Annotated in this window: 21 protein-coding genes and 1 tRNA gene; 11 read left to right on the top strand and 11 right to left on the bottom strand. The window is 48.3% G+C overall.

What is annotated here, in order from left to right:
- Position 1: 1 nt before the first annotated feature.
- The 3 genes from GA003_01180 to GA003_01170 all read right to left on the bottom strand — a co-directional run bounded on the left by GA003_01180 (position 2) and on the right by GA003_01170 (position 5272).
- On the bottom strand, positions 2-2173 hold the full coding sequence (locus GA003_01180) for an AMP-binding protein (GenBank protein ID QXD28625.1): 2172 nt from the start codon (positions 2171-2173) through the stop codon (positions 2-4).
- Between the two features lie 72 nt (positions 2174-2245).
- The gene (locus GA003_01175; GenBank protein QXD28624.1) at positions 2246-3985 is read right to left on the bottom strand and encodes a sugar phosphorylase; all 1740 of its coding nucleotides are present in this window, start codon (positions 3983-3985) and stop codon (positions 2246-2248) included.
- Positions 3986-3994: 9 nt separating this feature from the next.
- Positions 3995-5272 (bottom strand): glycosyltransferase family 4 protein, encoded by a 1278-nt coding sequence (locus GA003_01170; protein ID QXD30307.1) that lies wholly within the window; start codon positions 5270-5272, stop codon positions 3995-3997.
- Positions 5273-5427: 155 nt separating this feature from the next.
- Between GA003_01170 and GA003_01165 the strand changes: the two genes are divergently transcribed.
- From GA003_01165 to GA003_01145, 5 genes are all read left to right on the top strand, one after another.
- Positions 5428-6603 (top strand): M20/M25/M40 family metallo-hydrolase, encoded by a 1176-nt coding sequence (locus GA003_01165; GenBank protein QXD28623.1) that lies wholly within the window; start codon positions 5428-5430, stop codon positions 6601-6603.
- Positions 6596-7582 carry a glucosyl-3-phosphoglycerate synthase gene (locus GA003_01160; protein QXD28622.1) on the top strand — a complete coding sequence of 329 codons (987 nt, stop codon included), beginning with the start codon at positions 6596-6598 and terminating at the stop codon, positions 7580-7582. The genes GA003_01165 and GA003_01160 overlap by 8 nt, the downstream gene beginning before the upstream one ends.
- A gap of 18 nt (positions 7583-7600) precedes the next feature.
- Positions 7601-9055 (top strand): hypothetical protein, encoded by a 1455-nt coding sequence (locus tag GA003_01155; protein QXD28621.1) that lies wholly within the window; start codon positions 7601-7603, stop codon positions 9053-9055.
- 3 nt (positions 9056-9058) lie between these two features.
- Positions 9059-9913 (top strand): HAD family hydrolase, encoded by an 855-nt coding sequence (locus GA003_01150; GenBank protein QXD28620.1) that lies wholly within the window; start codon positions 9059-9061, stop codon positions 9911-9913.
- Positions 9914-10203: 290 nt separating this feature from the next.
- On the top strand, positions 10204-10674 hold the full coding sequence (locus GA003_01145; protein ID QXD28619.1) for a hypothetical protein: 471 nt from the start codon (positions 10204-10206) through the stop codon (positions 10672-10674).
- On the opposite strand, the gene GA003_01140 is transcribed toward GA003_01145, so the two are convergent.
- The 4 genes from GA003_01140 to rpsP all read right to left on the bottom strand — a co-directional run bounded on the left by GA003_01140 (position 10675) and on the right by rpsP (position 13853).
- Positions 10675-11880: an anaerobic sulfatase maturase gene (locus GA003_01140; protein ID QXD28618.1), complete on the bottom strand. Its 1206-nt coding sequence runs from the start codon at positions 11878-11880 to the stop codon at positions 10675-10677.
- Between the two features lie 311 nt (positions 11881-12191).
- A complete protein-coding gene (gene rplS, locus GA003_01135) occupies positions 12192-12557 on the bottom strand; it encodes a 50S ribosomal protein L19 (GenBank protein ID QXD28617.1) in 366 nt (121 codons plus the stop codon).
- Positions 12541-13248, bottom strand: a complete 708-nt coding sequence (trmD, locus tag GA003_01130; GenBank protein ID QXD28616.1) for a tRNA (guanosine(37)-N1)-methyltransferase TrmD — start codon at positions 13246-13248, stop codon at positions 12541-12543. The genes rplS and trmD overlap by 17 nt, the downstream gene beginning before the upstream one ends.
- 44 nt (positions 13249-13292) lie before the next feature.
- Positions 13293-13853 carry a 30S ribosomal protein S16 gene (gene rpsP, locus GA003_01125; GenBank protein QXD28615.1) on the bottom strand — a complete coding sequence of 187 codons (561 nt, stop codon included), beginning with the start codon at positions 13851-13853 and terminating at the stop codon, positions 13293-13295.
- 154 nt (positions 13854-14007) lie between these two features.
- On the opposite strand from rpsP, the gene ychF reads away from it, so the two are divergent.
- Positions 14008-15111, top strand: a complete 1104-nt coding sequence (gene ychF, locus GA003_01120) for a redox-regulated ATPase YchF (GenBank protein ID QXD28614.1) — start codon at positions 14008-14010, stop codon at positions 15109-15111.
- Between the two features lie 181 nt (positions 15112-15292).
- Here the strand turns inward: ychF and GA003_01115 are convergent, their stop codons facing one another.
- Both GA003_01115 and GA003_01110 read right to left on the bottom strand, forming a co-directional pair.
- On the bottom strand, positions 15293-15979 hold the full coding sequence (locus GA003_01115) for a hypothetical protein (GenBank protein ID QXD28613.1): 687 nt from the start codon (positions 15977-15979) through the stop codon (positions 15293-15295).
- A 31-nt stretch (positions 15980-16010) separates the two neighbouring features.
- Positions 16011-17678, bottom strand: a complete 1668-nt coding sequence (locus GA003_01110; protein QXD28612.1) for a DNA repair protein RecN — start codon at positions 17676-17678, stop codon at positions 16011-16013.
- 146 nt (positions 17679-17824) lie between these two features.
- On the opposite strand from GA003_01110, the gene GA003_01105 reads away from it, so the two are divergent.
- From GA003_01105 to GA003_01095, 3 genes are all read left to right on the top strand, one after another.
- A tRNA-Val gene (locus tag GA003_01105) sits at positions 17825-17901 on the top strand.
- 450 nt (positions 17902-18351) lie between these two features.
- The gene (locus tag GA003_01100; GenBank protein QXD28611.1) at positions 18352-19170 is read left to right on the top strand and encodes a sulfotransferase domain-containing protein; all 819 of its coding nucleotides are present in this window, start codon (positions 18352-18354) and stop codon (positions 19168-19170) included.
- 165 nt (positions 19171-19335) lie between these two features.
- Positions 19336-21246, top strand: coding sequence for a hypothetical protein (locus GA003_01095; protein QXD28610.1), 1911 nt, complete (start codon positions 19336-19338; stop codon positions 21244-21246).
- A 164-nt stretch (positions 21247-21410) separates the two neighbouring features.
- Here the strand turns inward: GA003_01095 and GA003_01090 are convergent, their stop codons facing one another.
- Both GA003_01090 and GA003_01085 read right to left on the bottom strand, forming a co-directional pair.
- Positions 21411-22988 (bottom strand): sulfatase, encoded by a 1578-nt coding sequence (locus GA003_01090; GenBank protein QXD30306.1) that lies wholly within the window; start codon positions 22986-22988, stop codon positions 21411-21413.
- Between the two features lie 383 nt (positions 22989-23371).
- Entirely contained in the window at positions 23372-24235 is an 864-nt protein-coding gene (locus tag GA003_01085) for a glycosyltransferase family 2 protein (GenBank protein QXD28609.1), read from the bottom strand.
- 383 nt (positions 24236-24618) lie between these two features.
- Here GA003_01085 and GA003_01080 point away from each other — a divergent pair, with 383 nt between their 5' ends.
- Positions 24619-25131, top strand: a complete 513-nt coding sequence (locus GA003_01080; GenBank protein QXD28608.1) for a sulfotransferase family protein — start codon at positions 24619-24621, stop codon at positions 25129-25131.
- Positions 25132-25207: 76 nt separating this feature from the next.
- Entirely contained in the window at positions 25208-26677 is a 1470-nt protein-coding gene (locus tag GA003_01075; protein QXD30305.1) for a sulfatase, read from the top strand.
- Positions 26678-26775 lie beyond the last annotated feature (98 nt).

Genomic DNA, 26775 nt, shown 5'->3' with positions numbered 1-26775 from the left:
CCTAGTCAGAAGCAAGCGCCTGACAGCCCTTGAGATCTAACTTCCCTGTGGCCAGAATCGGTATCTCTTCAACACGTTTGATTATCTTCGGAATCCAAAGATTGGGCAACCCTTCCTCGGTTAGCTTCTGCTTCAAGTCGTTCTCTTCAATGTCGATAGTTGAAAGAAGAACCAGCGCCTCTCCTTTGGCATCATCAGGTCTGGCACTGACCACGATGGGGACCATTTCGGCTTCCTTGAGGTCGAGCACTTCGATGATCTTTGTTTCGATGGTTTCATGAGGAACCATCTCCCCTCCAATTTTGGAGAAACGAGATTGCCGACCTTCAATATGGAGAAACCCATCTTCATCGAAACGAGCAAGGTCTCCGGTTTTAAACCAACCGTCCTCCAGGATTTCAGCATTGCGTTCGGGATCGTCCAAATATCCGCCGAATATGTTGCCTCCCTTTAAGTAGAGCATGCCCGGCTCAAAAAGACTTCGAGGCTCTCCAGTATCCGGATCTTTAATACGAGCAGTTATCCCCGGCACCAGGCGTCCGGCAGATCCCCGGCGATAGGCTTCCTGAGGCGCAGCTTGCTTATCCGGCTGGCCTGGGTTTTTCAAATTCACACTCGCAACGGGCGATGTTTCGGTAAGCCCGTATCCCTCATTGATGTCAGTTCCAAATTTGTCTTTCCACAAATCGAAAAATTCGGGAGTCACTTTCTCTGCACCAGCGACCACGAGATCTAAAGAGACCATTTTCTCGGCAGGAACCCGTTTTATGTAGGGCTTGAAAAAAGTACGCGTACCAATGAATACGGTGACCTTTTCCTTTTCGATGGCCTCCGCGATCTTCTTTTGTTCCAGCGGTGAAGGGATGGTGATCATCTTCAAACTACGAATCAACGGGTACCAAAGCGTAACCGTGTATCCAAAGCTGTGGAAAATCGGGAGACAGCACATGAGAGTGGTATCGTCTTTGCTCAGGAGCGCGATTTCATTAATCTGCAAAACATTGGAGAGAATGTTTCGATGCGACAATGGAACCCCCTTGGGCTCACCAGAGCTTCCACTCGTAAAGAGCAACCCAACCTCTTCGTCATTCCCATACTTGGGGATACCCATCATTCGAGCTAGAAGGCGTGCTGGGAAAATAATGATCATTAGATAACGCAGAATGATAGCTTTCTTATCCGCGCCTTGAAGCAGCGGAACGATATCAATCATATGATCAGGCCAGGGAAATTGAGGAATCTTCTTTTTCAATGCCTCTGCTGTAATTACCGTATCAATTTCTCCCTTACGGTAAGAAGATTCGATCGCAGCTCTTCCCGCGGTGAAATTGAGATTCACAGGGATCTTTCCTGCAAAAAGTAGCCCGAGGTTGGTCACTGTTACTCCAATTCCAGGTGGAAGGACCACCCCCACGCGTTTACCATCAATCTCTTTCCGGAACCACTTTGCCATCAAGAGACTGAGGGCCAAAAGAATCCCAGACTTCAACGGCTTACGACCTGCCGTATAGTCGACCAGTTGCTCAAAAAACGGACGACTCGCCAATCCACGGAAACAAAAATCTGCAATATTGCCCTCCAACTCCTCACGCCTTTGGAAGCACTCTTCTGATAAATCGAGTAAGACCTGTCTCACATCAGACAAAGTAAGCTGGTTGTGCGGCAGAGGACTTCCGATACCAATATTAATGGCCATCCGAAAGGGCCTGGGCTTGAGCTTCATACCATCTGGTTCAAAAAAGGAGAAGCGAGTTTGCCAAAGGTTATCCATGAATACGGGAACCACCGGGACGCCACTTTCTCGGGCGATCGCATCGAAACCACTTTTCACAGCCATCAAACTTCCAGTCCGAGATACCTGGCCTTCCACAAAAATTCCTAGAAGCCCACCATGCTTCAGAAACTCAATGTTATTATCAAAAGAAGAACGCGCCTTGGAAGGTGGAATCAATTCAACAGCAGACAACTTTAGCAACCACCGCATGCGGTTTGTTTTGTGCAAAGTATCTGAAGCGATGAAACGTATTCGTCGGCCCGTCGCGATGGTTAGGAATACCACGTCCAAAAAGGTAACGTGATTACTTATAATAATGGCACCACCGTCTTTCGGTACATGCTCCCTACCCTCTACACGGACGCGATAAAGAATCCAGACTAGTAACTTGGCTATCAAATGAATCTAACTTTAAAGAAGAAAAGCCGGGCAGATGCCGGACTCTGTAGAATCTTTTTGCAAACAACCAACTCAGGTCAAGACCAACCAAACCGTTTGAAAGGGTTTCAATCGCATATTCCCCTTCGCTACTGATTTGTTTTTGCCGCTGATGATATCCTTCACCTTAGTCAACGTTGAGTCATCCAGAAGTTTGTCCATGTTGCGAACGGTTTTATTCTTCGAAGTAAAATTACTGATTGAGAAAATCCGCTGCTCTCCCAACGTCGAGGTGCGCTTCAGGACAAAGATCCCTTCTCCGCCATCGAGAATCTCTTGCGGAGCATCAGGATGAAAGGCGGGATAGGATGCCCGGCGGCGCAAAATAAGTGTATAATCGTTAAACACCTTGCTGTGGATGGATTCTTCATCGTCCAGCAATGATTCCAACTGATCCACATCCCATTTGTGTCGATTGATTCTGCGAGGGATGTCCGACTCTTTGACGCCAGCGTGATCATTTAAACAGGCTGTCAGGCAATGAATATAAACGGCCGGAACACCGCGAAAAGCTGCGGCCACATATTGCGAGGTCAGAAATCGCTGCACACCAATGGGGTCATCAGGCACCCCCGGATTGGATAGTGCTTCAAAGTAAGTTATGTTCAACTCGTATGGACTCTGACTTCCGTCGGAGTTGGTCTTCATACTGACATGGCCGTCACGTCGTTTAACTTCATCCACCAGATTGTTAATCTCTGCATCAGGCAATAGGCCCTGAAGCGGTCGAACACCGACGCCATCATGCGAGGAAGTGAAATTGAAGAAGGTACAACCCTCTTGAATTTCACCCAATGAGTTTGCCCAGGTGCTGAGATATTCTGGATTTTCCGACAAGAGACCATGAAGTAACAATGGGGGGAGACTAAATTGATAGACCATGTGCGCCTCGTCTCCCCTTCCTAGGTAGCTGATATTCTCTTCATGCGGCACATTCGTTTCGGTAAGGAGAATTACCTGAGGCGCCAGCAGCGAAAGAATATCGCGAAACAGCTTCACGATTTCATGGGTTTCCTTCAAGTGGAGACAACTAGTGCCCACTGTTTTCCACAGAAAAGCGATCGCATCCAAACGAACGATGCGCGCTCCTTGGGAAATGTAAAACATCAGAATATCCAGGAATTCGAAAAAGACGTCGGGATTCTCCCAATTGAGATCCACCTGATCGGCACTGAAAGTTGTCCACACATAACGCGAACCATCCCGCGTTTCCAATTTGGTTAACAGTGGCGAGGTGCGCGGCCGAACAACGTCTGAAAGATCATCCTCTGGATCTCCCTCTTTAAAGTAGGTATTAAATGGGAGGATGCCGCCGATGTATTCCTTAAACCAACTGCTTTTGCTCGAACAGTGATTGGCTACCAGATCGAACATCAAATGGAAATCATCAGAAAACTGGTCTACATCTTTCCATTCACCTAGAGCTGGATCAACTTCTCGGTAGTCCTTAACCGAGAATCCATCGTCGGAAGTCCAGGGATAGAAAGGGAGAATGTGCACCACTTTAACGGCACCCTTGAGCCGCCGATGACAAAAGTCTCGCAATGTCTGAATAGGAACTTCGTCTTTCTTTCTTACACTATCGCCATAGGTGATAAGGACGACATCGTTTTCATTCCAAAGCTCATCAGAGGGGTAAGGATTCAATCCCACTCCATAAGCCCCCACCATCATCAGTAAGCGATCAATGCAACGCTCGGCCTGATCTCCATATAGATGAAAGAAACGGCGTTTGATTTGATCCAACTGGGATTTGTCGACGACGTGGGACATGAAATGAAATTAAGTGGGGCTAAGACCGGTCAGGCTAGTAATGATGGTTCGCAGGCTACGACGCAAAGCAGAGTAGCTGTAAAATTTGCGCGCCAAGTTATAATTGTGATCGACCATTTCCTGACGGTATTCGTGGTCAGACAATATACGTTGGACCTGCTTCAATACACTGCTGTTAACAAAGCCGTCCATCACTGGCAAACGAAAGCCCTTGGGCTCGATGTCCTGGATAAATATCGAATAGCGATTCACAACTACCGGAACGCGAAAGTATAGAGCTTCAAGCAGTGCATTCCCGAATCCTTCATAGATGCTGGGATAAGTGACCAGGTCGGCATGGGGATATAGATCCCAAAGGGTGTACATCTTTTTTCCGTCTTTGTTCAACTGACGGATGTCTGCGACTCGGTCCGCGATAAACCGCAATTCCACACCGTCTTCGTGAGCTAGTTCCTCCAGCATATGCTGATACTCGAAACCTTCATCTCCTGCATCATGCGAGATGACCAGTTTGCAACGAGGATCATTGAGAAGGCCGACCAATTTGATGGCATGCTCAATTCCCTTTCGCGGAACAATCCGTGTAGGTTGTAGAATAAAAATATCATCTTCCGCCAGTCCCACTTCTTCCCGGAAGTCTTTCGCGTACTCATCCATTTCCAGCGGTGGATTATCAAAATCAAAGACATTGGGAATGAGTAATGAAGAAGCACCCTTTCGCAGTGAAAGCTGCTCTTGAGCCGCTTGATTGATCACCACATGTCGAATATTGTCTCCCTTACAAGGGAAAGCCATATCGAGGTAATCTTTCACACAGGTCACCGCAAAGCGGTCACGCTCCCAATAAAAGTCATGGTGGTGGGCGATCGTAGGAATCTGCGTCTCGTTTATAAACTCTGTCAGTGCCACACCCAACGGTAGGTGCATCGGTATGGTCAGCACGTTTTGCGGGACGATGATATCGATGTGAAACTTGTCCACAAAATCGTAGAGCGTCTCCTTCAGATACTTTGCCACCTCCTGAATGCGTTCAGAAACCAAGCGACTACGATAAGTCGTTCCCCAGAGACGTTCGTTGATCCACTGATTTTCGGAATGCCCAAAAAATGCTTCTGGCACGCACATGCTGATGTCCGGATGCCGATCCAGTCGCCCTGCATACCAGTAGCTGACATTTTTATCATCCCAGAGCACTTGAGCCCATTTGGCTGACTCAAGCGTCACTCCATCTGTGCCGGCAAAACGGGTAGAGATAAACCCAATATTTTTGGCGCTATTATAGGAAATAGGATTTGGCGACTTCTGAAACTTCACAGTTGGAATACCCTAGAAAAAGATAGAGAAGGAGAAAAACCTGAATAAGCAACCATTAGTGACTTGCAATGACATACCCGTCACAAGCTAAAATCATGCCTAAGGTTCTTTAACCTTCTATATACATTATGGCAACACCGCCCAAGACTATTAACGACCTCCTCAACGGGGTCATCTCGATACGGGATCAGGTAAAAGATTTACGGGAAATCCTCCTCGCAAACCTCGTGATGATTGGCGAAGTCCCCTCACCTACTTTTGGCGAAGAAGCACGCATTCGGTTTATTTTGGACCGATTTACAGAGGACGGCCTGGATAGTATCTCCACTGACGAAGTAGGCAACGCCCTGGGATTTGTTCGCGGGAGCGAAGGAGAGAAAACGATTCTCGTAGCTGCTCACACGGACACCGTATTCAACTCGTCGGTCGATCATACCGTACGGGTGGAATCTAAACGGATCTTTGGCGCCGGCGTCGCAGACAATTCGCTTGGCTGTGCTGCGGTCGCTTCTATCCCGAAAATTTTGGAACACCTTGAGATCGTACCAAGACACAACCTGCTGCTCATGGGAATCACCCGAAGTCTAGGACGGGGTGATCTGGCGGGTATCCGTTTTTTTCTAAACAACTGCAAAGTACCCATCGACTATGGTTTATTTGTGGAAGGCGCTCAACTCGGACGCCTCAGCTACTCATCCATGGGTATGCTTCGCGGAGAGATTCAATGCACCATCCCTGACGAATACGACTGGACACTCTTTGAGAGCTCGGGAGCGATCAACATTCTGAATGAAGTGATCACCAAGATGTTGGCCATTCCTCTACCCACCAAGCCCAAGACCACGATCACCTTCGGCTCAGTCAATTCGGGCAACTCCTACAATACGGTGCCCACGAGTGGTTCTCTGCATTTTGAAATCCGTTCAGAACAAGCGGGAATGGTTGGAGAACTTCAAAACCGGCTGGAAGAAATAACCGACGAAGTGGCCTCCAACTCCCAAACCGAAGTTCGATTGGAAGTCATCGCACGCCGCCGACCAGGAGGCATCGATTTTTCACACCCACTGACCAAAGTCTCTAAACGTATCCAGGAGAGCCTGGGCGTGACCCCAAAAATTCAGCCGAGCGTTGGAGAACTGTCCGCCCTGATCGACAAAGAAGTGCCGGGTATCACAATTGGCATTACCTCTGCTTCCCAAATGCATAGTTTTAAAGAAAATATAGCTATAGAACCGGTTTTCAGTGGGTTAGCTCAAATGGTGGGCATCATTCAGGCCATGGACGGAGGATTTTGCGATGAGTAAGAAAAAGAAGAAGACCTGGTTGGATACCAATACCTTTCATCACTCAGAATTTTGGAACCTCCTTCACCTGATTGAGGAAAAAGAAAAACAAGGACTGAAAATCTCACTCTGTATTCCGACGCTGAATGAAGAAAAAACGATCGGAAAAGAGATAATCATCTTCAAGTCCGAGTTAATGAACCGCTATCCTCTACTCGATGAAATTGCGGTTATTGATTCCGGCTCAACTGACAAGACGCTTGAGATTGCAGCGTCCTTTGGAGCAGACACTTACCTCTCGGCCGATATCTTACCCAAGCAAGGCTTTAAGCCCGGCAAAGGGGAAAACCTATGGAAAGCCATTCATCAACTGAATGGGGATATCATCGTCTACGTAGATGCAGATATTAAAAACATTCACCCACGCTTTGTTTATGGTCTCGTGGCACCGCTGATCTATCATAAGAAGATTCAGTATGTAAAAGCCTTCTACGACCGTCCGTTGGCTTTTTCGCAGGGCATTCGCCCTTCCGGAGGTGGACGCGTCACAGAAATTTTGATACGCCCCTTATTTGCGATGTTCTACCCAGAGCTGACTGGCATCATTCAACCTCTCTCTGGTGAGTATGCTGTAAGGCGCGAGGTGCTTCAGGACCTTCCTTTCCCGATCGGGTATGGTGTAGAGACTTCGCACATTCTGGATGTTTACCACAAATGGGGGATGCAAGCATTCGGACAAACGGATCTGGATCAACGAGTCCATCGCAACCAGACCACAATTTCTCTAGGAAAGATGTCCTTCGGTATTCTGCAGAGCTTCTTCAACCGCATGCAGAAGTATGGTGGCATCGAGAAGCTTCCTGACATGAATCAGATCTATAAGCACTTCCAGGCACAGGACCAACAGTATCAGCTTGTAGAACAAGAGATTAAAGAAGAAGAGCGGCCACCGATGTCAACGATACCCGAGTATCGTAAGAAGTTTGGGCTAGATAAATAACAGCAGCTTGCCAGGACCATGCGCGTAGCCATTCTGCACTACCACCTCAAGCCAGGGGGAGTCACACGCGTTATTGAAAATACAGTACGTGAGCTATTAAAGGTAGGCGTAGAAACGCTAGTCTTCTGTTCCGAACAGCCCGACGACAAAGCCTATCCCTTTGACAATGTTCGTATTGTCCCAGGACTGGCGTACAATGATACTTTCACAGAAGAAAACGCGGATCGACTAAAGAGCGATTTGGAGAATGCATGTCTAAATGAATGGGGCAGCTTACCCGACCTTTGGCACGTCCATAATCACAGCTTGGCCAAAAACCTTGAACTCCCAGCCGTTGTCTCCAAGTGGGCGCAGGAGGGACAAAAGCTACTGCTGCAAATTCATGATTTCGCTGAGGACGGCCGACCTGGAAACTACAAGGCACTATTGGTGACCTTAGCAGGCAAGGATCCTAACAAGCTAAGTAAACTTTTGTACCCCGTGGGAGAACATGTCTCCTACGCGTTTATCAACGGCCGTGACCGATCCTTTTTTACTCTAGCCGGAATCGAAGAAGAGAGATGTCACCTACTGGCAAACCCAGTATGGTTAGAGATTGATGAGGAAGCTCAGCTCAATGATCCAACTATAGAAGGAAAGCGTCTTTTCCTCTACCCCACTCGATCTATTCGGCGAAAGAATATGGGAGAGTTCCTGCTCTGGTCGGCAGCGGCGGAAGAGGATGTCATTTTTGGCTCAACCATGGCACCGGCTAACCCTACGGCATTGCCTATCTACAAAGACTGGGTGCGCCTAGCCGATCGTTTAGACCTACCGGTCAGGTTCGGGTTGGGAGAACAGCATCGGTTCGACGCTTTGCTCAAGTCCTCCCATGCTCTCATTACAACGAGCATCGCAGAAGGATTTGGCCTGGCCTACTTGGAGCCCTACTTGATTGGGTCTCAGCTGGTGGGTCGCGACCTTCCAGATATTACCAGCGATTTTGCAAATACGGGAATTAGACTCGATGGACTCTATCCAAGACTAGACGTGCCGATAGCCTGGGTGGGTAAAGAAAGGTTGCGGAAATCTGTGCATGATAGCCTCTTCCGCTACTACCAACGTTATCGGCAACCGTTCCAGAAATCGATGACCGAAGAGGCGCTCGATTCCATAATCCAAGGAGATACCGTAGACTTCGGATATCTGGACGAAGGCATGCAAGCATCCATTATCGAGATGGTCTCAAAGAACCCATCGCTGCGATTGGACTTCAACCCAGAGAAACTCGACTGCTTTCTGAGTGACCGCGTCATAGACTCAAACCGCGAGGCGATCATGAAACACTTTAATCCCCAGGTGTATGGCGAGCGATTGCTTTCAACATACAAAGGCTTGGTGGAATCAAATGTCTCCCAAACCGACTTCCTGAATACGACAACCGTTCTCAATTGTTTCCTCGACCCCAGGCGCTTTAATCTCCTGCGAACATGACTCATGCAAAGCAATCTATTTAAAGAGCTGAACTCACCGTTGGAACCCATCCCGACGGAGTTAGAGGCCAAGCTCCCACGATTAAAAGATACTCGAGCCGTTATTTTCGATATTTATGGAACCCTGGTCATCTCTGGAACTGGAGACATCAGCATCGCTGAGAAAGTGGATCGAGAGGAAGTCCTAAGAAGCTTCTTAAATGCAACCGGCTCGAAGATCCCACTCGACTTTTCAGTGAGCGACGCTTTCTACGGCGTAATTAAGGAGGACCGCGAAGTTTCCAAGGCTAGAGGTGCTCTTTATCCTGAAGTCGACATCCTTGAGATTTGGAAGCGACTCATAACAAAGCTACGACGAAATCCTCCGGATGAAGAAACGCTGAAGTTCATGGCCATCCGATTCGAATGCGCGGTAAACCCGGTGTGGCCAATGCCTGGCTTAGAATCGGTTCTCCAGTCCATTCATAAAAAAGAGTTACTCCTAGGAATTGTTTCGAATGCTCAATTTTACACGCCCATCATGTTGCAAAGTTTTACGGGCAGGGCACTTGAAGATCTTGGATTTGAGGACGACCTCTCCGTTTGGTCTTTTAAGGAACATTTGGGGAAACCATCAGTTGAACTGTTTGAAAAGCTCAAGCAATCTCTAAGCTCACGAGGGATTCGACCGGACCAGGCACTCTACGTGGGCAATGACATGCTCAATGATATCTGGACGGCCAATCAAGCTGGATTAATGACCGCATTGTTTGCTGGTGATGAACGATCCCTGCGTCTCCGTGAAACAGACGACCGATGCCAAGGCCTAGAACCGGATGTGATTCTGACAGAGCTAACACAGCTCACTCAGATCCTTTAGGGGTAAATCGTAAGGATATATTATCAATCCTCTTAGCGCTAAGGAGGGTTGAAACCTAGTACTGATTCAGCCGGTTACAGAATGCTTAAATGTAACCGAAAAAGTGGAGAATATAGTGGATTATTCCCCTAAACAGCTTGGCAAATCCTGGTTGTGCATGTAACCTTAGAGGTCGTAAGCGTTTATACAGTTTAACACCAACCGGAATCACTATGAGTTATACAGCTGAACACATCAGAAACTTTGCCTTGGTGGGACACCAGGGTGCGGGGAAAACGTAACAGTCACTCATGCTGGCCCAACAAGTATCTCGCCTAAACCCAGGTAATCAAGAAGCGCGCGATCTCCTAAGGGAACTGGGAGATGATCCAAGTAGTAGCCCCACTCCAGATTCTGATGCGACGCAAGATGAGGATGCAAACGTCGTAAATAAATCGATCGTATTCGAAACACTGGAATCAAACATAGCGGCAAAAGATTGGGAGGCTGCAGAAGCAATGATTCAGAAAGTTCTAAGAGCTTCACCTGCCTGGTTGAACAGGGATCGTCAGAGCTTTGATCTCATTCATATCCGCTACTACCTCGAAAGTGGGAACTTTCCGTCCGCCAGCTCTTTGATCCGTATCTATATGGGTTCCGACGTTCAAAGCGCCCGCGAACTGGCCAACCTAGCCAAAGAATACGACAGCCAGGGTATGGAGAAAGAACGAGACTTTCTTATGGATCAGGTTCAAAGAAAGTTTCCAAATATGAAGCTGTGACTACTTCTTTTGGCGCATATTCATAATCTCAGCAGGCGGACGACCCATGCGGTAAAGGTGCGCCATGGCCTGCATCGCTCCCTTACTGTGCTCATAGAACTTCATATACCCCTGACAAAGGTAGTTTAGCCCTGCTTCACCCTCAGGCGTTTTCATAAAACGTTGTTTGGGGCAGCCCCCATTACAGGCAAACTTGTATTCACACTCCCGACACATTTTGGGAAGCGCATCACGCTTATCATCTCCAAACTTCTTTTGCTTGGGAGATTCGACAATTTCACCCAGCGACTGCTCCATGATATTGCCCACTTTGTGTTTATCGTAGACGTAATGATCACATGAATACACGTCTCCAGTGTGCTCAATCGCCATGGCAGAGCCGCAAGTTTCGCTGAAAATACAAAGCCCACCGGGAACTCCTAGCCACTTACCAAGCACAGTATCAAACATCTGCACGTAAACCTTCCCTACGTCTTCCTTGATCCATTCATCAAAAATGTCGCAGAGGAACTGCCCATAGTATTGGGGTCGAACACTCCAAGGAGTAACTGGAAGATCATCCTCTTCCTCCATCGTATCCGAGGGAGGCTCAGCCAACCAAAATCCGATTTCCTCCTCTTCCTTGCCTGGCTGCCGTTCCACAATGGGAATAAACTGTAAGAAATCGGAGCCAATCGACTTAAGGAACTGGTAGACCTCCTTACCCGACTTCATATTCTTACGGTTTACACAGGTCAGCGTGTTAAAGCGCACGTTGTTTTTCTGCAGACAACGAATCCCCTTCATCACGTCGTCGAAGGTGGGTCGACGTTTCTTCGTGATCCGATAGGCATCGTGAACATCTCGAGGACCGTCTATACTAAGTCCAATCAGGAAATCGTTCTGCTTAAAGAACTGACACCATTCATCGTCGAGCAAGGTACCATTGGTTTGGAAGGCATTCTCAATCTTTTTCCCGTTGGCAAACTTATTCTGAAACTCCACTACCTGACGGAAGTAGTCGACACCGAGCAGTGTGGGTTCCCCACCCTGCCACGCAAATGATACAAAATCATTGGGCTGAGATTGGATGTAGTCGCGGATGTAAGTTTCCAACACATCGGGCTGCATCTTACGAGAGTCACCGGGCTTAAACAGTTGGTCTTTCTCCAAGTAAAAGCAATAGGAGCAATCCAGGTTGCAAATAGCCCCGATGGGCTTGGTCATAACGTGGAATGGCGCTTTGGATTGTACGGAGGCGTTGGCCATAAGCTAGTGAGACAATAGGGCTGCATCAGTTTTGAAAACAAAAATCGCCTTTGATGAAGTAGCCGCGGTGGATCCAACGCAGAAAAATAGCGCAGGCTTCCCAGCCTGTCTTTGCTCAGTGACGGGAAAATTATCTGGGGACGTGATAGGTCTAAGTACTCAGAATGATGAGCACTCCTTGTTCCAATGAACAGGCAAGATGCCTGTTCTACTCTATAAAAAAAGCCCGCACTTCCGTACGGGCTTTTGAAAATTTGTATGGATCGACCTTAGCGGCGACCTTCCATGAGGCGGCGCTCTTTCACCTTGGTCGCTTCCTTGCCAATCCGATCACGGATATAATAGAGGCGAGCACGGCGAGTGATACTTTCGCGGTCGACTTCGATCTTGTCGATGGTGGGAGCATTCACAGGGAATACCTTCTCAACACCTTCACCGAAGGAGATACGGCGTACAGTAAAGGTCTCGTGGACTCCACTACCCTTGCGAGCAATGACGATTCCGCCAAATACCTGGATACGCTCTTTTCCTGCTTCCTGAATTTTGAGGTGCACACGCACACCATCGCCTACCTTAAAATTGGTGAGGTCAGTGCGGATTGCGTCTTTGGTGATTTCGTTAATGACTAGATTCATCTTCTGGATCGGGTGAAATTATATCGGGTCTTTTTGACTTAGTATTTTCCTTTCGCTGGGCGAGTCGCCAGGCGTCAATTTCCGCGTGATTTCCGGAGAGTAAAACCTCTGGGACTCGCATCCCACGGAACTCCGCAGGGCGCGTAAATTGAGGAAAGGTGAGGAGACTGGCTGTGAAGGAATCTTGCGTCAATGATTTTTCTTCTCCTAAAACACCCGGAATATAGCGGGCTAAAGCGTCGATTACAACACAGGCTGCAATGGTGCCATTTGTGATTACATAATCGCCAATACTGACCTCTCGATCGACTAAACAATCACGCACTCGTTGGTCGATTCCTTCATAGTGGCCACTTAGAAAAACCAGGTGCTTAGCCTGGCTCAATTCCTTGGCCAAGGGTTGGGTGAGTTTTTCACCATCGGGCGCCATGTATATAACCTGTGTCTCTTCCCTCTTTACCGATTCAATGACTCCGAAGAGTGGCTCAGGCTTCATTACCATACCAGCTCCACCACCAAACGGACGATCATCGGTGACCTTGTGCTTCCCTTCAGCCCATTTGCGAATGTCGTGTACATTGACCGACAGCAAACCATGCTTTTGGGCGCGACCAAGCATACTCTCTTCGAGATAGCCTGTAGCCATTCCTGGAAACAGCGTCAGTAAATCAATTTCGAGCGCTGCGTCCATGGTGCCGTGGATTCGGCGAGGTGAATCCTAAAGGGTGCCTAAAGTTAGACGTCCTTTTTCTTTTCTTCCTCGTCGTCGGATTCTTCAGCAGGTGCTTCTTCTTCAGCAGCGGCCTCGGGTGCCTTTTCGGCTTCCTCTTCAGCAGCAGGAGCTTCTTCCTCCGCAACAGGAGCCTCTTCAGCTTCAGCAGCAGGAGCTTCTTCGGCTTCGGCTACTTCTTCAGCTGGTGCTTCTTCTACCGGTGCAGCTTCTTCAGCGGCGGGTGCTTCTTCAGCAGCAGGGGCTTCTTCAGCAGCAGGAGTCTCTTCGACTACTGGAGCTGGAGTTTCTTCTTTTGCTTCAGGAGCGTCCAATTCTTCTGCCGGAGTACGACGTGCTTTATTAATAAGAGAGCGAACGGTATCCGTTGGTTTTGCACCAACGCCCACCCAATAATCCACACGATCCAGCTTAACTTTCAACTGGCCGCGGGCCGCTTTAGGTGAATAGGTTCCAATCCACTCTACAAATTTGCCATCACGCTTGGTGCGCGCTTCCCCTACCACGATGCGGTAGACAGGGTTGTGGGCAGAGCCGCCACGGGCTAGTTTTATGCGAAGTGCCATGTGTTTTCTGAAATAGGTTTAAACAAAAGAGGAAAGAAAACAATGGCCGCATCAATGCTTGTCAATACAACTTTGTGATTGTCTTTAGCCTAGGTCGCTTTCTTGCTGATCGGCTTCATTTTAGAGCCATTTTCACCTAAAAAACGCCCATATCATGCTTCAGGCAGGAATCGTAGGACTACCCAACGTAGGTAAATCCACCTTATTCAACGCTGTGACCCGGACCCGCAAGGCGGAATCAGCCAATTATCCCTTCTGTACAATAGAACCCAATGTGGGAGTTGTGCAGGTCCCGGATGAACGACTCCAACCCCTCTCCGAGATTGCGAAAACGAAGGTTATTATACCTGCAGCTATCGAATTTAAGGATATTGCCGGCTTGGTAAAAGGAGCCAGCGAAGGAGAAGGCCTGGGAAATCAGTTCCTGGCTAACATCCGCGAGTGCGACGCCATTATTCAAGTGGTGCGCTGTTTTGATGATGATGATATCATCCACAATATGGGTAGTGTGGATCCCATTCGGGATATTGAAGTCATCAATTCTGAACTCATTCTGGCCGATATGGCTTCTTTGGAGCGGAAACACCACAAGTCAGTAAAGCTAGCCCGGGGAGGTGACAAAGAAGCCGCCGCCGAAGTGGAATTGATCGACAAGCTACTCCCTCACCTCAACGAAGGAAAGCCCGCCCTGACCCTGGAAATGACGGATGACGAAAAGGCCCTCCTGAGGAACTTCTTCCTACTTTCCTCCAAGCCTACACTATTTGCTGCCAATGTTGCAGAAGACGATTTGCTTGATCCAGAAGCCAATCCCTATGTGGGCCAAGTAAAGCAATACGCAGCTGAACATCACGGTGCAGAGTGTGTATGTATAAGTGCGCGGTTAGAATCCGAGCTCATCGACTTGAGCGAAGAGGAGGCCAAAGAATTCCTGGCCGACTTTGGAGTCAGCGATTCGGGTGTATCCGGATTAATTAAATCAGCCTACTCCCTGCTCGGTCTCATGACTTACTTCACAGCCGGTGAACAGGAAGTCCGCGCATGGACGATTACGGAAAATACAAAAGCTCCTCAAGCTGCAGCAGCCATCCACACCGATTTCGAGAAAGGTTTCATTAAAGCTGAAGTAGTATCCTACGAAGATTTGACTAAAGCCGGAAGCACTCAAGCGGCTCGCGAAGCCGGTCGCTACCGACTCGAGGGCAAGGAGTATATCTTTGCAGACGGGGATGTAGCGCTCTTTCGTTTTAACACCTAAGAGTTAAAGAGGATCCTCTTCTTCCTCGTTCTCCTCCTCCCACTCAATTAACCGCATTGCTGGAAGCAATGGCCCTAGCTCACTGCAAAATGTAGCCACGGTCGTGAGACTGTGGATGTCCCAATATTTTTAAGGACGAGGACGAGTAAGATAAAGATTTACATTCACCCCGTGCCCCTCGTCACTCGCCCCGTTCTAAATCTTCTATCCGCAGCGCTGGCGTTCCTGTATTCCATCGAGCTTTCCAGCCGGGCTTCTCAATAGTTGCACGAAAAATGATCGTATTGTGAAGGTCCAGATCGCTCGTCCAAACAAACTCGGCTCCTTCAAAATCATAGTCGCGAAACACCTGGGGTGGGCGAACCGTCGCCTCTTCATAGATAGTCACAGAACGCCAATCACTGTCATCAAATTCAACAGACATCCAATCTTCAGGAATAGGAATATGCTTAACCACAGGATCTTCACCTTCCATCGGACCGAAGAAATAGCACTTGGCTTTCCAACTGGCATCACTGACGACATCGTCACCCAGCTTCATTATAAAACCACCATCTCCGATCATGACATGCTCGTATTCTTTTCCGGTAACCGCATCGGCATTGTCCCGCGCCATCACCGCAATCGTCATAGGGAATTGAGGTAGCACATCAACAGATACTACATTGTGAGGCATAAACTCAATGGAGTCGGTCGCAATCAGCTTCCCATTAATATATAATTTAAACCAATTGTCTGCGTAGACGTTGAGTTTAACCGTATCCCCCATATTGGGTTTCGCGATGTGCGCCGGCAATCGGCTACGGCGCTGACCAGATAAAGGGTTTAGAATGAGGAGACAAAGAAGAAGACAAACGATACGGATCATTCTAGGATCCTTGAGAGAGGAGTTGACCAGGTCAAGTCACGCCCAGCAACTCGCGTGCGTGCGTTTGTGCGACCTTGGAACGGCTGCTGCCTAACATACGAGCAAGCTCCTTCAAACGAACCGCTTCATCTTCATGGATGGCGTCAATCGAGACCTTGGTCTCGTCATCGGTAGCGGTCTTTTCCACTAGAAAATGTTGCTTACCTTTGGCAGCCACTTGGGGAAGGTGGGTCACACAGAATACTTGATGACTTCCAGAGAGTTCTGCCAATCGATCACCTACAACCGTGCCAATCTCTCCGCCGACATTGGCATCGGCTTCATCAAACACCAGAACAGGCGTGTCATCTAACTTGGCCAAAATAGTTTTCAGCGCCAACATCACACGAGCAATTTCACCACTGGATGCAATCTTGTTCAGTGGCAGTGTTTCCTGGCCTGGATTTGCAGAAAAGACATATTCACAGCGCGAATTACCGTGTTCACGAAAGGCATCTTCAGGATAGACGATCACATCGAATCGAGCTTTCTTAAAACCGAGCGTTTCTAGCAGGACCGCCGTCTCTTTAGCCAAATTCGTAGCGGCCTTCTCTCGTCTACCTGTTAACTGGGCACCCGCTCTTAGAAGTTCTTCTTCTTTGCGCTTAATCATGTTATCCAGCTTGCCGATCGTGCCTTCAATATCGGCTTGCATCTCTATCCTCAAGGAGAGCCGCTCGCGATTTTCCATGACCTGCGTCACCGTAGGTCCAAACTTGCGTTTTACCTCTAACCACTTGTCCATCCGCTCTTGCAAGGCGGCAATTTCGATTTCGTTGAAGTCTGCTTTTCGGCGTAATTGAAAGAACTCGGCGTTGATATCGTCCAATTCAACGACGGCTTGGTTGAGTCGCTTAGCCAATTCCGCAGTCCGTTTATCGATGTTGGCAATCTGATTCGAATTCATCGCCAGCCTCCCTAACTTGGGAATAATTCCATCATCCCCACTCAACCCATCTTCAACTTGCTGAAGTAACTGAACCAACTCGGCCGCTTGGCTCCCTAGATTAAAATCACTTTCCAGAGCTTCAATCGCGGCCTCGGTAATAATATCTACCGCATCAATTTGCTCCATCTGAGTCTGGTAATAGGCCAACTCGTCATCAGAAAGCTGAGATTTATTTTGGATCTCTTCTTTCTGACGAAGGAGCGACTTCCATTCTGAAAACAACTCCTGGTACACGGCTAAATCCATGGCTGAACCAGCGTAGCAATCGAGCAGCTCCAATTGATTTTGCCAGTCAAAGAGCTTTTGAGGCTCACCAGGACCATGAAAGTCGATCCAGTGTTTACCCAGCATCGATAACAGAGAGAGCGTGCACAGCTTCCCATTGATAAACACCTTGCCCATTTTCGCACGGCTGATCGATCTGCGTAAGAGCAGCACATCCTCTTCACAGGGAGGCAAGCCATTGTCTTCCAACAAGGTGTTGATCTTTTCGGAGTCTGGAAAATACAAAGCAGCCTCCACTTCACAGCCTGTTTCGCCCTGCCTGATGATGGTCTTTTCGATTCGATTTCCAGCCAACATGCTCAAGGCTCCCAACAGAACCGATTTGCCTGCACCGGTTTCTCCAGTGACCACCGTAAAGCCAGGATCAATATCCAAGGACGTTTCGGTCATGAGTGCGAGGTTTTGGATACGAAGGAACTGGATCATGAAATGTTGAATGAGCTTTAGAGAAAGCCCGAAAAAAACCAAGTATATATTGGCCTTCCTCCCGAGGAGGTCGCAGGTGGAAATTCCAATGATCCTTTTGACTTGCCAACCAGAAGATCTTGAATTCGCTCATAGCCCTTTCCTATGGGGGATTAGCTCAGTTGGTTAGAGCACTTGCATGACACGCAAGGGGTCGGCAGTTCGAATCTGCCATCTCCCACCATTTAGAAAATCGAAGACCACTAGCCTCACCCACCAAGTTGAGGCTTTTCTATGTACTCTTTAGCAGGTTCGAACTGCCGAAGGCTGTTTGACGGAGCGGAGCGGAGAAGGGGCACTCCGTGAGGAGTGAGTGCAAAGCACCGAGCAACGCGAGCCAATCTGCTATCTCCCACCATTTGAAAGATCCAAAACCTCCCACATCTAGGAAGACCGGGAGGTTTTCTGTGTACACACATGGCACATGAGTACCGAGGTTGAAAACCGACATCATCACTGCCGAAGGCAGTTGTTTTCTTGTGATCATGTCGCCTTCCAGGCTCGGCAGACGGAGCGCAGCGGAGAAGAAGCAAATACAACGAAGTCCTAAAATTTCTTTTAAATTAGACCGTTTGACAAAAAATCCGATCAAAGATGTTGGAAACTTCAAACCGATCTGTCCAAATATCACCAAATGGAAAAAATTCCTAGAGACAGGTTCTTAATCATCATTGGAGCAATGAAAAGTGGGGCGACAGCACTTTTCGATAAGTTGGAGCGTACCAGCAATATTTGCTCCCCGATTGGAGACAAAGAGCCTCATTATTTTTCATTAAAATGCGGAGAGTTCAATTACGACGATCTGTGGGACTATGACCCCAACAACCATTCTTGGGCATTGGAAGCGTCGACCACCTATACAATGCATCCCAGGATTAAAGGTACAGCTGGAAGGATGCGTGATTACGGGATTGATCCCAAACTATATTATATCCTCCGCAATCCATTGGATCGAATCGTGTCAGAATGCAATTTTTGCAGAGGCAAAACCTGGTCCGACCAATCCTTGACGATCACAGATGCACACTTCCACACCGTATCAAATTATTTTGTTCAACTGGAAGAGTTCCGCAAAGTTTGGCCGAATAAAAAGATTACGCTTTTGGATTTTGAGGACCTGAAAACCAATTCAGATGAAATGCTTGAAGACATCTGTAAAGAGCTGGAGGTCCCCTATACCCCGATTGAATTTCGGGGGGAATATGTGCATAAGACAGAGATTCCAACACGCGCTCAAGATCTAGCCTACCGTTTCAAGTTCATCCGCAAAGCGGCAAACACTTTACTCCCAGCTTCTGTCAGGCGTGGGATCAACAACCTGCCCATGCTTGGGAATCGAGAGAAATCGGTATTAAGCAATAGCCAAAAAGACTATCTACGAGGAGTGTTGGCAGAAGACATGCGACGCTTAAAGGATTCGTATGGATTCCCAGTTGAGAAATGGGGATTCTGATTCTCCGGGACACCTGCGAAACCACATCCTCTATTAGTCACACCGCAATCTCAATTCCTTGAGGATCCGGGAGAAATCTAAAGGGCATGCTAATATTAATCATTGCAGAATGAGGACCTACTCTTGTAGGCACTAAACTTCCTAATTACCCTGTACTAGAAAACTATGAAGAACTACTTAATGCTGATCATTGGCGCACTCCTCATCTGGAACAGCGTCGCCGCCAAATCCGCTTTCCCCGGTGAACGAGGTAAAGACCTCGATACTTCGACCAGAGAAGATATCTGGGAACGCGAGCCAAACGGATTTCTCGATGAGTTCGTCCGGGTCGAGCGCGACGATGTGATTGCCTTTGCGATCTACACGCAACAAGGCGGCAGCATGAAAATGACTGCCCAACTGTTTCCTCTTCAAGCAGGGGAAGAACGCGAAGTGACGTTGGAACTCAAGCAGAACGGAAGCTGGAAGGCGGCCAAAACGGCCAAGGTAAATTATCCTGGCTGGTATGCTCATTTTCGAATCGATGGTTGGGATGGGAGCCAAGATGTGCCCTATCGCGTAAGCCACTCTGGAGGTGCTATATTTGAAGGCCTCATTCGTAAGGATCCCATTGATAAGCATGAAATCGTAGTCGGATCTCTCTCATGTAACTCCAGCCGAGATCGTGGAGATCGTGCCTCGATTGTTGCCAACCTCCGAGCACAGGATCCGGACCTCCTCTTTTTTGCCGGAGACCAGAGCTACGACCATCGGGAACTCACAGCTGGCTGGACTTGGTTTGGCTATCTGTTCCGCGACGTGATCAAAGACCGCCCGACCATCACGATCATTGACGACCACGATATCGGCCAAGGAAATTTCTGGGGCGAAGGAGGAATTATCGCCGACGCCACCGATGGTAGTTCGGGGGGCTATTACTTTCCCAAGGAGTATATCAAGATGATCCACGATCAGCAAAACTGGCACCTGCCCGATCCATTTGATCCCACCCCGATCCAACAAGGCATTCAGGTATACTATACAGACGCAAAAGTAGGCGGAGTTAGTTTCGCAGTCATTGAAGACCGCAAATTCAAAAGTGGCCCCAAAGGTAAGATACCTGAAATGGGCCCACGCCCGGACCATATCAATGACAAGAGATATGATCCAAACACGGTAGATCTTCCTGGGCTCAAGCTTCTCGGGGATCGTCAGATTCACTTTCTAAACGAGTGGTCTCAGGATTGGGAAGGCGTGGAAATGAAAGCAGTCCTCTCTCAAACAGCATTCACTGGTGCCGTTCACCTCCATGGTAATTTTGATACCGGACGCTTATTGGCCGATCTAGACAGCAATGCCTGGCCACAAACCGGCCGCAACAAGGCTCTTGCAGCCATCCGACGTGCCTGGGCACCCCACCTCTGTGGTGACCAACATCTCGCCGTTGTCGTACAACACGGAATCGACGAACACCGCGATGGACCCTTTGGCTTTACCGGCCCTGCCATCGTCAACACCATCTACGGTCGCTGGTGGTGGCCTGAAAACGGTGAAGCAGGTGGTGGAGATCCCATCGACAACGAGCTGGAATGGACCGGCGATTACATGGATGGATTAGGAAACCGCATGACCATGCACTCTTACGCCAACCCCAACTTCAAGAACATGAATGCGGCCCGTGAGCTGTCCAACCAAGGAGGCGAAACCAATCTCGAGGACGGCTATGGCATCGCTCGATTCCACAAGCCAAGTCGCACGATCACTTTTGAGTGCTGGCCACGCTTCGGCGATGTGACCAAACCCAACGCACCACAATATCCAGGTTGGCCCATCACCATTCGTACGGAGGAAAATGACGGACGTGAAGTCCATGGCTACTTACCTGAAATGGTGTTCGACGATCCGGACCCCGTTGTCCAAGTGATCGACGAATCCAACCAAGAGATTCTCTATACCGTTCGTATCAAAGGGAAATCATTCCTTCCAAAAGTGTATACAGATGGAAAATACACAGTGAAAGCGGGAAGTGATCGTCCAGACAGCTTCACCAAGAAGGGGCTGAAGCCAACAGCAAAGAAATTGAAGGTACAGTTTTAAAAACTGCACTTTGGTTATTCGTTATCTGTTATTTGTTAATTTAAAAAAGGCGACCTCAATGGGGTCGCCTTTTTCTGTAGTAGGCTTTATCCCCAGATCATTCGACCGACCTCCATGCAATCGGGGGATACCCCCCCTTCTACAACTCGACGCAGCCTCTCTGCTTATTTTTCACTTTCAATCAGCTCACTCTGAGGCACAGCGATATCGGACTGATTGATCCATCGAGCCTCGATCGGCTCACCCGCCATGTAGCGTTCGTAGAAGTTCTGCTGAACGGGATCTGAAAAGCGAAAGTTATCATACTCATAACCTCGACCGAACATGCGGCGGTCACCTTGCCTGGCCAGATCGGCATACAGTTTCGCCGCTAGCTCCCGTTTGATAGATGGATCACCTCGGACCGCGAGGTTTTGGATACAGTCAGGATCTTTTTTAATATTGTAGAGTTCCTCAGGAGGTCGTTTACCAAAGTTCGTTTTCCACCACTGGATCCGATCTGGATCAAAGCGACCTTCGAGGATCAACGTCTTAGTCGCTCCTCCATCTGTATTCATATATCCCGTCTCAGGATTACCAGAAGGCCAACGACTTGTTTCGAAATTCCTCAAGAACAAGTAGTCCCCTTGAAGAATGCCCCGAATCGGGTAACCTGCATTGTTCGGGCGTCCAGCATCATGACGCTCCTTACCAAACAAAAGGTAATCTCGAAAATCTTCCGGACTCTGGACCTGGTTCTTAAAAATGGGAAACAGGCTTTTCCCGGAGACCGCTTGCATACCGACAGTTTGGGCAGTGACTCCCGCCACTTCCAGAAAGGTAGGTGCCAGATCAACAAAACTCACCAGACTATCTACATCGCGACCAGGGTTTTTAATACCCTTCGGCCAGGAAACGGCTAACGGCATATGATGAGAGATCTCATAATTGTTACCCTTCGACCGGGGGAAAGGCATCCCGTTGTCGGATGTCACTACCACCACTGTATTTTCCAAAAGCCCACGTTTTTCTAGCTCGTCGAGCATGCGCGCCAAATGACGATCGAAATGCTCAATCTCGAACGCGTAGTCTAGCATGTCATTGCGGACAATCTCGTCATCCGGCCAATAACCCGGCACATGATCAATATCGCTTAACGACTTTCCACCTTTGGCAACTCCAGAGCCATACTCGAAGCGACGATGAGGCTCATGCCCCCCATACCAAAACGCAAACGGCTTATCCTCATCGCGTTGATCAAGGAACATTTTAAAGTTTCCCGCATAGTCCTTATTACTCATGGCATTTGCCGGAGGAGTCATTGTTTTGCCAACAAACTGTGGTCCCGTAAGCAGCCGAGGCTTACCGTGTAGAGTGCCCGGATCACCTGGCCCCCACCCTTTGCCGGTAAACCCCGTATCGTATCCAGCGTCGGGCATAGCTTCCATCCAAGTCTTAAACTCATCCGGCCAAAAAAGAACGTGGTTCGCAGCCTCCTCTAGTTCCCAAGAATATCGGCCGGTAAGGATAATCGCACGCGATGGAGCACACTTAGCATTCGGTGTGTAGGCGCGGTTAAAAAGTAGCCCCATCTCCGCCACCCGATCGAAACCCGGCGTATTCACCCACTCGGTGCCATGAGCACTCGCATGCGGAAACGACTGATCGTCCGAGATCGTAAATAGAATATTGGGGCGACTAGCCGCAGGGAGTACGGCTTGTGAAAGTATGGCCGTAGCAAACAGAAAAAAGAATCGTTTCATCATAATAGGGACCGCTCATTATTGGAGGTGGGATGCTGCATTTCCAGCTGATTCAGCACTCAATTAAGAAATTTAAACAAAATCAGAAAATGGGTTCAGCATATTTTCTGGAACAGGTTTCATTCGTTGGAGGCAGGGCTTGCATTGCTTCCACTTGTGCGAGCCGCCGATGAACCACCAGACAACTGAGGCGCTAAGGAAGGATTAAGCGTCCGAATATTTGGAAGAAGAGCCTTCGAAACTAAGAGGTTTTGAAAATAGCTGGATACTCGCTTTTATCTTTGAGGCATAGTTGCGCCGAAGAGACAGCAACTGAGCCAACCTTCCAAGGTTTATGGCTACATTGATGGTTCGCATATCCTCCCGCTTGGTGAAGAGATAGATCAAGAGTCCCTTTTTCTTATGCGCCAAAATTGCACCTGCCGTTTGACTTCAGAAATCCACAAAGAAGGCCGAACGGTTTCCGGCTGCTCATGGTATTTCTTTTTATAACAATCGAGCATCGGCGTTGCACGACCAAAGGAAAAACTCAGCTTTTGAATGTAGGAGAATGCTAACCGCTCTTTTGAAATATAATGCTTCAGTTGTAGATCCGGATGGTAATAAATTCTATAACCCAATAAACGGGCCGCAAAACAGAATTCCGAGTCTCCTCCAGAACTTAGCGATTTCCCTGATCGATCGGAAGTAAGCATCTGATGCCCCATCTTCTTTAGATCCTCATACACCGTTCGTCTAAACGCCATCCCGGCACCCCACACAAAGCCTCTCAAATCTGTTATATCTAGAATGGCTTCGCCAAATTGTCCTACGGCAAAGTTATTCCTTACTTCATTAAACCACTTCGGTGGTTCGGACTCGAATTCAGCGTGGTTTTTACCTCCCACAATTCCTGCTTCCTCATGGCTACCGAAGAACTCCACAACATGGGTGATATAGTGATGGTCCAGCCAGTTGTCATCATCACATAAAACAACATACTCGCCGCTTGAGCATGAGATACCGGTTTCTCGCGCATGATTTAGGCCAGGCCGAGCTTCTTCTAGAATGATCACATCTAACACCTCAGATCTAATGGCATTACGAAAGCTCTTAACTATTTCCGCCGTATCATCGGTCGAGGCATTATTTACGATCACCAGTTCACACCTTACATTATCGGGGACTTTGAGAGCTCGAACATGCGCCAAAGTTGGGGCGATTCGATCTCGGCTATTGTAGCAACAAATAATGATACTGATGATCATGAACTCCTAAAAGGGATAAGGTGTCTGATTATGGGCGGGATAACTACTGAATAGAAGCATTTCATTTTCTCTATATTTCCGATCGGGCAACAACTTATCATCAGATGTACCTGCTTCTCGTCTGACAAACTGTGACCATAGACTCCGGGAGGAAGGAGCCCAACGCCCCATTTGAATATCGTTGCAACCCATACGCGGCCCTATTGGATAGAAGTCGATGAGTGGCAGGATTAAGCGGTTTATAAAATTGCATTTCAAATGCATACCCAAAGCTTCCAGCAAATGCTAATTTTCGAAAGGGATTCCTGTTCATTCACATTCCCAAAAATGCCGGCACCAGTCTGTGCAAATTGCTGAAAATAGAGAAGCCGAGCCACCAATACTTGAGTGATTTCCAAAACCAAATTCTCCCCGAGCATTTTCAAGAGCTAAAGATCATCGCTTTGACTAGGAATCCATGGGACCACTTCGTGTCTCTCTATAATTATGCCAGGATGGATATCAGCCATCATCACAACAATATTAACCCAGAGAAATCGGCATACGGCATACACGAGGATTATGAGATATTGAAAGATGCCAGTATCAATGAGTGTGCCCACCTGCTTGATGAGGGCGCACTCAAGCATTCCTATCCCAACACCCAATGGAACCCTCAAAGTGAATGGCTGAAGGACAATACAGGTAAACTTGTAGAAATGTATTTTCTCGGCAGAGTTGAGTCGATTCATGAGAACCTTTCCAAGCTCAAAGACCTAGTAAACTCAATCGAACCTTTGCCACATATCAATCGCTCCCAGAAAGTGGATTACCGTGATATTCTCGATCAAGAAACGAAAGAGTTGATCACGACTTATTACGCGGAGGACATTGAGAACTTTAAGTACAGCTACTAGAGTCGTAATGAATAACGTTAACCTAAAAACCGGCTATCAACCCCACCCAACAATTGCAGAAACAGAGAGGTCACCGATGAAAGCCATCATGGTAATGTTTGATACCTTGAATCGGCATTTCTTGCCAAACTATGGTTGTGATTGGACCCATGCTCCCAACTTCCAGCGCCTGGGTGAGAAGTCCGTCACCTTTGACAACGCCTGGGTAGGCAGCATGCCATGTATGCCCGCACGACGAGACATGCATACAGGACGACCGGGGTTTCTTCATCGCAGCTGGGGACCCATCGAACCCTTCGACGATTCCGTCCCGGAGATACTGAAGAACAACGGCGTTCACACCCATTTAGTAACCGATCACTACCACTACTTCGAAGAAGGGGGTGCTACCTACCACACCCGTTACAACACTTGGGAATTCATCCGTGGTCAGGAATGGGATCCTTGGAAGGGGGAAGTGAAAGATCCAGATCTACCAGAATTACATCAAGATCTTGAGCGGCAAAAGAACCGTCAGAATTGGGTGAACCGCAAACACATGGATACCCCTGAAAAGCAATCCATTAACCACACGTTCAATCACGGACTTGATTTCATTCGAACGAACGCCGATCAAGATAACTGGTTTTTGCAGATAGAGACCTTTGATCCCCACGAACCCTACTTCACTCACGAGAAGCATAAGTCTCTTTATCCACACGAATACGAAGGCGGGGAGTACGACTGGCCGGAGTACCGACCGGTCAATGAGGCTGATCGAGATGCGGTTGAGCATGTGCGATACGAATACGCTGCTGATTTGAGCATGTGTGATGAGCACTTAGGGCGTATTCTCGATACCATGGATGAACTTAATCTATGGGAGGACACCATGCTCATCGTGTGCACGGATCATGGGTTCCTACTCAGCGAACACGACTGGTGGGGAAAGAATCGCATGCCGCTGTATAACGAAATTGCCCACATCCCCTTATGGGTTTGGGATCCTCGAAGTGGGAAGAAGAATGAACGCAGGCAATCGCTAGTGCAGTTAATTGATTTCGCACCGACTTTGCTCGAGTACTTCGACTTGCCAGCCACGTCTACGATGACAGGACAATCGATCGCTAAGACGGTCGCAGACGATCAACCCATCCGAGACACGGCGCTCTTTGGCATCTTCGGCGGGCAGGTCAACATTACCGATGGTCGTTGGCTTTACATGCGAGGTCCAGTCACGCCGGACAATACCCCCCTTTATCAATACACGCTGATGCCTACTCATTTGCCCCACACCTTCGACGTGGATGAGTTACAGGATATTCAACTACAAGAACCCTTTCCATTTACCAAAGGATGCCGAACCATGAAGATCGCTTCCGGTCCGGTCCATCAATCGATTCAACACGAATTCGGAACCCTGCTCTTCGACTTGGAGAACGATTATGAGCAGAAATCTCCTGTAGATGATCCAGAGGCTGAGTCGAGTATGGTAGACCTGTTAGTACGAGAAATGGAACGCTTGGATGCGCCGCCCGAGCAGTTTGAGCGACTGGGGTTGGAATAAATTCGGCAAGCGTTCGGACAACTGTCCATGGTCTTACGACCTTGGCTACATTCTAATAAGTGGTAGGGCTATTGCTTCCAGCAATGCCGAAAGAGGCA

The organism is Opitutia bacterium ISCC 52 (genome assembly GCA_014529675.2).
In the GTDB taxonomy this organism is placed as follows: Bacteria; Verrucomicrobiota; Verrucomicrobiia; order Opitutales; family UBA2995; genus UBA2995.
The sequence above is the reverse complement of the archived record's forward strand: the minus strand, read 5'-3'. Positions and strand labels throughout refer to the sequence as shown.